General features: G+C 75.6%; 4 protein-coding genes. 2 read left to right on the top strand and 2 right to left on the bottom strand.

Annotation, left to right across the window (positions count from 1 at the left end; genetic code table 11):
* Positions 1–1,657, bottom strand: a 1,657-nt coding sequence (locus ABZW03_RS38055) for an ATP-binding protein (RefSeq protein WP_355269043.1), incomplete at its 3' end; no start/stop codon positions are given.
* 229 nt (positions 1,658–1,886) lie between these two features.
* Complete coding sequence (locus ABZW03_RS38050) at positions 1,887–2,669, bottom strand: Crp/Fnr family transcriptional regulator (protein ID WP_355269041.1); 783 nt, start codon at positions 2,667–2,669, stop codon at positions 1,887–1,889.
* A gap of 256 nt (positions 2,670–2,925) precedes the next feature.
* Between ABZW03_RS38050 and ABZW03_RS38045 the strand changes: the two genes are divergently transcribed.
* Together ABZW03_RS38045 and ABZW03_RS38040 are read left to right on the top strand one after the other, a co-directional pair.
* Entirely contained in the window at positions 2,926–3,702 is a 777-nt protein-coding gene (locus tag ABZW03_RS38045; protein WP_355269039.1) for a hypothetical protein, read from the top strand.
* Positions 3,703–3,711: 9 nt separating this feature from the next.
* Positions 3,712–4,131, top strand: coding sequence for a hypothetical protein (locus ABZW03_RS38040; RefSeq protein WP_355269037.1), 420 nt, complete (start codon positions 3,712–3,714; stop codon positions 4,129–4,131).
* The last annotated feature ends 65 nt before the right edge of the window (positions 4,132–4,196 follow it).

Below are 4,196 nucleotides of genomic sequence, written 5' to 3'. Positions count from 1 at the left end.
GCGGGCACTGCGGGGCTCCACCACGGCGGTGCCGAGCGTGCCCACCGGCCGCCCCGCCCGGGTCCACCGGCAGCACCGCATGCCCGCCCGCCGCCCCGCCCGGGTCCACCGGCACCGTGCCCGTCCCGTTCAGCAGCTGGTCGGCCGACGGCGTGTAGTGCTGGGCGTTGGTCGCCGCGGTGGCGCCGTGGTGGTCGCCGAGGGCCCTCCACAGCGGGACGGCCTGGCTCAGCAGCATGGCGGCGATCACCCGGCGGCCGGTGAGCAGGTTGCGGATGCCCTCCTCGTGGGTGAAGTAGGCCTGGGCGGGCCGGTCGTCGGCCTGCTGGGCGGCGCTCCAGCCTCGGCCGAGCAGTCGGCCCCAGGCTCCGAAGCGCAGGGACCGGGCCAGGGCGGGCGAGGCGGCCCGCGCGATCCGGACGGCCAGTTCGGGCCGGCCGGTGGCCTCGGCCAGGGCGGCGGCCCGCTCCAGCGCCGCGCCGCACCGGGCGACGTCGGCGGCGGTGGTGGCGGCCCGCGCGATCCAGTCGGCGAAGTGGTCGCAGATCCGGTCGACCGGGAACGGCTGCGGGTCCTGCCGGAAGACGGCCGCCACAGTGTCCTCGGCGCAGCGGTAGCCGTCGTCCCCGGCGGTCAGCAGGCCGAGCCCGGCCAGGCGTTCGGCGGTCCCTTCCGCGTCCGGGAGTTCGGTGATCGCGGCGAGGTGGTCGGGCGCCAGGTCGGTGCCGTCGAGGGTGGCGAGCAGGCGCAGCACGCGGTGGGCCGGTGCGTCGAGCCGTTCGAGCAGCAGCGGGAGCAGTTCGGCGACCTGGCCGGGCAGGGGCAGCCGGGCGTCGGCGGTGGTGTCGAAGCGGGCCAGGCCGGCTGCTCGGAGCAGGTGCAGGGGGCGGCCCTGCGCGGCCTGCCACAGGGCTCTGGCGGTGTCGGTCTCGCCGGGGGCGAGCGGGCGGCCCAGTTCGCGGACCAGCAGTTCCGCGCCGGCCTCGTAGTCGAGGCCGGGCAGTTCGATGACGGTGCCGTCCTCGCCCAGCAGTGAGCGCCGGTGGGCGGCGAAGACGAAGGTGGCGTCGGCGGCGGTTTCGGCGAGGGCGAGGACCTGTTCCCTGGTCAGCTCGGCGTTGTCGACGTAGACGAGGAGGTGCACTCCGTCCATCAGCCGGCGCAGGTCGGTGTTCGACGGGGCGTAGCCGGCGGCGTCGTAGCAGGCTTCGAAGACGTCCTGGGCGAGGTCGGCCACGTCGCGGTTGGCCGCGTCGAGGTAGAGCGTGCCGTCCGGGCCGGGTGCCAGCCGTCGGGCGGCGTGGCGCAGCAGCATGCTGGTGCCGCTGCCGGGCGGGCCGTAGAGCTGGACCAGGCCGCTGGTCCTGACGCCTTCGGCCAGGGCGGCCAACTGGGCGGCCCGGCCGAGGGGTTCCTGCTGGCGGCGCGGGAGCAGGACGGTGCGCTCGCGGCGGACGGGTTCCGGTCGCTGGCCCTGCATCAGCAGGGTGACGGAGGAGCCGTGCTGGGCGTCGACGAGCAGGTTGTGGCTGCCCACGATCACCGGGGCCCGGTTGTCGCCGCCGATGTCGACCCGGTAGTCGTCGCCGGTGCTCCCGTTGCGGACGCCGGGGGCGGATCCGGGTGCCGCCGTGGGGGGTTGGTGCGTCTCTTCCATCGTCACACCGCTTTCCCGGCCGTGCACGCGACCGCGTTCGGGGCGGTCCGCCGCGCGGGCAGCAGCCGATCGGAGGAGGGTCGGTCACCCGGGTGGAACCGGCGGTGACCGGGGCCGCGTAAGGCGGCCCGGGATCGGATGGTAGCGACGCCGGGAGTGCGGGATACCGTCGAATGACGGCTTCTCCCGCAGGCCGGGTCGGGATCGGTCCCTTCGCGCGTCGCGGGGGTCAGGAGAAGGCGATGCTGCCGAGCAGGGCGAGGTCCTCGACCTTGAGGGTGCGGTAGCCGGTCGAGACCGCTCCGGAGTCGCGCAGTCGGCGCAGGGCCTTGTGCACGGTGGGTTCGGCGGCGCCGGAGAGGGTGGCGAGTTCCGGTTGGGTGATCGGCCAGTGGATCACCGCTCCGGCGCCGGCCGGTTCCCCGTAGGTCACGGCGATCTGGTGGATCACGCGGGCGAGCCGGGTGGCGACGTCGCAGCCGGTGAACTCGATCCGGCGGGCGTTCGCGGCCCGCAGCTTGGTCACGACGGACTCGTTGACGGCCTGGGCGATCCGCGGTTCCCGGCGGGTGAAGTCCAGGAACTGCGCCCGGGTCACCGTCCTGGCCGTCACCGGTCCGCAGGTGGTGACGGTGGCCGAGCGGGGGCGGCCGTCCACCGCGGCGAACTCGCCGACCAGGTCGCCGTTCATGCGCACGGCCAGCAGGGCGTCCCGGTCGTCGGGGGTGCGCCCGGTGACCTTGACCACGCCGCCGAGCAGGATCAGCAGGAAGTCCGTGGTGTCGGCTTCCCGGATCAGCACGCGTTCCGCGGGGTAGCGCACCGCGGTGCCGAGCGTCAGCATCCGTTCGCGGTCGGCCGGGGCCAGCCCGCCGAGCAGGCTCGACAGCGGCCAGACCCAGTCCGGGTCCGGGCGCCGGCGCGGCCGGGCGGCGTGCCGTTCCGTGCCGTCGTCGCGCTGTTCCCCGTCGGGGTTCCGTTCCCCGTCGGGGTTCCGTTCCCTGCCGGCCATGCCCCACCGCCCGTCTCGCGTGTTCCCCGCTCGCCCCGTACGCGCCGGTGCGCCCAGTATGCGCTCATCGCCGGGACGCGGCGGCCGTCCGCACCGGCGGCGGACGCCGCGCGCGGATCGGCGGTGATCCCGTATTCCGACGGGATCACCGGCCCGGATCGGCGGCAGGCTGGGAACCGCGGCGGGCGGCGACGGCGTCGGGGTGGACTGACGCGGCCATGGCGGCGGCGCGCGACCGGTTTCTCAGGAGGCGGCGATGGATTGGGAGTTGGCCTACCGTCCGGTGCTGGCGGTGGACATCGAGGGCTCGTCGGGGCGGGGGGACACCGCGCTGATGACGATCCGCCGGGTCCTCGCGACGGCGCTGCGGGAGTCCTTCGGGCAGAGCCGGATCGACTGGTCGGCCTGCCTGCGGGAGGACCTGGGCGACGGGCTGCGCGTCACCGCCCCGGCCGGGGCCGCGAAGGCGGCCCTGATCCACCCGCTGGTGCACGAGTTCGCGGCCCGGCTGCGCGCCCACAACCGGACGGCCGCACCGGCGACCTCGATCCGGGTCAGGATGGCGCTGCACGCCGGCGATCTGCGGCTCGGGCCGGACGGTGAGGTGGCCGGACGGCCGCTGGAGGTGCTGTCCCGGCTGCTCGACGCGCCGGTGGCCCGCACCGCCCTCGCCGCCGCCCCGGCGAGCACGGTCGCCGTCCTGGTCCTGTCGCAGCACTTCCACGAGGAGACGGTGCCGCACGGGTACCCGGGGATCGACCCGGAGATGTTCCGTGAAGTCACCGTCCGGGCCAAGGAGTTCACCGCCCCGGCCTGGCTCGGTCTGGCCGCGGCCCCGTCCGGTCCGCCGGGCCCGCCCGGTCCGTCCGGCCCCTCGGCCCCCTCGGACCCGGCCGCGGCGCCCTCGCCCGCTGCGGCCCCGCCCCGGCCGCGCGGCCGCTCGACGATGGTGAACAAGGCCTCCGGCCAGGGCGTCATCAACGCCGTGCAGAACGGCGATCAGTACATCAACACCACCACCACGAGACCCTGAGGGAGCAGCATGGATCAGGAACTGGTCGCACTGGCGGAGGCGGGGGCCGCGGTCCTGGTGAGCTCGATGGCCACCGACCTGTGGCAGTCCGCCAAGGAGGCGACGCTCTCGGTCTTCCGCCGCCTGGGGCGCGGCCGGCAGCTCACGGTCGAGGCCCGGCTCGACGACAACGCCGCGATGGTCGCGGAGGCCGTACGCCCCGAGGAGGTCCGGCAGGCCCTGTTCGCCTTCTGGACCCTCGAACTGTCGGCCGTCCTGCGCCAGGACCCGGCCGCGCGCGCGGAACTCGCCCGGCTGGTCGCCGGGTTCGACGGCGGGCCCCGCGAGCCGGCCGCCGAACAGAACAACACGGCCCGCGACTCCGGGACCGTCTACGCCGTCCAGCACGGCGACCTGCGGGTCTACCCACGGGCGGACGACCGGCCCTGACCCCGCCCGGCGCCGCCGCCACCGTACCCGCCGAGGACGACCTGGCCCGCCAGCTGCTGCTGCAC

It is taken from the genome of Kitasatospora sp. NPDC004799 (assembly GCF_040609095.1).
Lineage (GTDB): Bacteria > Actinomycetota > Actinomycetes > Streptomycetales > Streptomycetaceae > Kitasatospora.
Note: the sequence above shows the minus strand (reverse complement) of the source record. Positions and strands in the feature narration are given on the sequence as shown.